Raw genomic sequence first — 2,628 nt, 5'->3', positions numbered from 1 at the left:
TGTGAACGATCACGTAATTCCCCGGCCCTGGCGTCACGTAATTCCCCAGGTCCTGACCTCGTCCATGTCTACTTGATCGAGGGCTTGTTTGTCTTGTCGGTGCCGCCTCCTCGGGGCCGCTTGTTGGGCCGGTAGCTGGGCCCGTTCATGATCACTTGGTGGCTGGTGTTGATCAGCCGGTCCAGGAGCGACTCGGCGACCACGGGGTTGGGGAAGAGCGGATACCAGTCGCTCGGCGCCCGGTTGCTCGTGAGGATCAGGGACCGGCCCTGCCGCTCGCTGACCAGCTCGTAGAGGTCGTCGGCCTGGGCCGCGGTCAGCTGGCGCATCGCGAAGTCGTCCAGGATGAGCACGTCGGGACGTACCAATTCGCGCAGACGGCGGTCCCAGGTGCGGTCCGCGTGTCCGCCGGCCAGGTCCGCCAGGATGCGGCTGGTCTTGGCGAAGCGGACGTTCGCGCCCTGGCGGATGGCGAGGTGGCCGAGTGCCTGGGCGACGTGTGTCTTCCCGACGCCGACCGGCCCGAACAAAATTACGGACTCTCCGGTGTGCAGCCAGCGCAGCGCTGCGAGGTCACGGATCTGGGCCGCGGGCAGCTTCGGCGAGGCCGCGAAGTCGAACTCCTCCAGGGTGACTTGCTGCTCGAACTTCGCCCGGGCAAGGCGGCGTTGGAAGGCGACGGTGTCGCGGCGGGTGATCTCGTCCTGGCAGAGCGCCTGGAGGAATTCGAGATGTCCGAGCTCGCCGCCGTGGGCCTGGGCGAGGCGGGCGTCCAGGGTCTCCAGCATGCCCGACAGCTTCAGCGCGCGCAGTGCGTCGCGCAGGGCGGTGTCCATGATGGTCATCACGCCACTCCTTCGTCGTGACCGTGGTCATCACGGTCGTCGTTCGTCATGCCGGGGGTCGCGGCGGTCGAAAAGAGCCGCGTGGGGCCGTGCAGGAAGGCGGCGGCTCCGCCGTCGCCGGCGCTCTCGGGTGCGGGCTCGGTCTCGGTGCCGACGACGAGGATGCCCTTGATGGTGCGGTAGGACGGGTCGCCGACGAGGGCGGCCTTGGCGCAGGCGGCCTCCAGCCGCTCGTCGCCGTACTTCTTGCGCAGGCCGAGGACGCCCTGGGCGGCGCGGAGACGGTAGAGCGCGTTGACTTCCAGCAGTCCGTCGATCACAGCCCGGCAGGCCGGGCCGACTTGCGCGGACTGGGTGCGGCACCACGCCGGGGTCCGCATATGGAAAGCGATCTTCTCGGGCGGGTAGTCGCTGCTGTGGGTGCGTTTACCCTGCTCAAGTGCCGCATGGGTCTTGACCAGTTCACCACCGTGGAAGACCTGCACGAAGGCTTGGGTGGAGCGGACGTCGACGCGCTGACCGATCAGTTTCCACGGCACCGAGTAGAGGGTGCGGCCCACCTTGATGTGGATGTCCGGGCCGACGGTCGCCGCACTCCAGCGGGCCAGCACGAACGGTGTCTTCGGCAAGGGCAGCAGTGTGGCTTGCTCGACGGCCTCGAAGACCGACCGCGGCGACGCTCCGCCCAGCGGGCGGCACTGCCGCTGCCCGGCGACCTCGCTCGACCAGCGGACCGCGTCGGTCTGCATGTGCTCGAGGGAGACGAACTCCCGTCCCCGCCACCACGAGTCCCTTATATAGGGCATGGGGCGCTCGACTCTGGGCTTGTCTTTTGGCCGGCCGGCGCGGGCTGGGTCCACCAACGCCCCGTAGTGGGTTGCGAGTTCGGCATACGCCTTGTTGATTTTGGGGTCGTAGAGGTCGGGCTTGTCGACCCCGGTGCGCAGGTTGTCGGGCACGAGCCGCTGGGTGACGCCGCCGAAGAACCGGAAGGCTTCGACGTGGGCCTCGGTCCAGGCGTGCTGGTCCAAGTGGATGACGGGGCGGACGAACATGTGCCGCGAGCAGGCCAGGATCATCACGAACGCCCAGATCCGGTGCCGTTTCCCGCTGCGCGGGTTGGTCCACTGGCCGAGGAAGCCGTAGTCGATCTGGGCCTCCAGGCCCGGCTCGACCTCGTCGCGCAGGACGGTGACCTGCGACCTTCTCGTCTCCTCGGGCAGCGTCGCCGATACCCACCGCCGCAGCGAGGACACCGACGCCGTCAGCCCGTGTTCGTCCCGCAGCCGTTGGTGGATCGTGGAGACGGTCACCGTCCCCAGCAGGCTCTTGATGTAATCGCCGTGCTTGTCGATCTCGGGCCAGGTCACCTGCCTCAGCCGCCTGTCGGCGAGCTCGGGAAACCAGCCCTTGATCAGCCCGGCCCAGTCCTGTTCGGTCATCGCCGGGCCGCCCGGCGCCATCCCGGCGGCCTCCGCCGGGGCCAGGTACTTCCTGATCGTCTTGCGGTCCACTCCCAGCGACGCGGCCAGCTCGCTCTTGGAACGGCCCGCATACCAGTGGACGTAGATCTCGGTCACATCGACCACGTTGAACGTTCTCCTTGCCATCGCGCGCTTCCCTCGACCTCGAACCACTGATCGAGGAAGCGTCCGTCTTCTCGACGGCCAGGACTATGACCCCCGCCACCCCTCGTCCCCATGGGGAATTACGTGACCGCGGGGGTGGGGAATTACGTGACGCAGAACCCGCCCCACCTGGGGAATTTCGTGATCGCCCACAG

General features: G+C 67.9%; 2 protein-coding genes. Both read right to left on the bottom strand.

The genetic code is table 11. The features are described 5' to 3' along the window. Window positions 1-68: 68 nt before the first annotated feature. Window positions 69-845 carry an IS21-like element helper ATPase IstB gene (istB, locus tag ABT245_RS45665; protein WP_351747022.1) on the bottom strand — a complete coding sequence of 259 codons (777 nt, stop codon included), beginning with the start codon at window positions 843-845 and terminating at the stop codon, window positions 69-71. Continuing rightward, window positions 845-2,434, bottom strand: a complete 1,590-nt coding sequence (gene istA / locus ABT245_RS45660) for an IS21 family transposase (protein ID WP_351747025.1) — start codon at window positions 2,432-2,434, stop codon at window positions 845-847. The genes istB and istA overlap by 1 nt, the downstream gene beginning before the upstream one ends. Window positions 2,435-2,628: the final 194 nt, after the last annotated feature.

Source organism: Streptomyces sp. NPDC001508 (assembly GCF_040298665.1).
GTDB lineage: Bacteria > Actinomycetota > Actinomycetes > Streptomycetales > Streptomycetaceae > Streptomyces.
The sequence above is the reverse complement of the archived record's forward strand: the minus strand, read 5'-3'. Positions and strand labels throughout refer to the sequence as shown.

Excerpts from the sequence above, each read along its gene's own strand:
- istB (WP_351747022.1), bottom strand. The coding sequence starts at position 845 with ATGACCATCATGGACACCGCCCTGCGCGACGCACTGCGCGCGCTGAAG.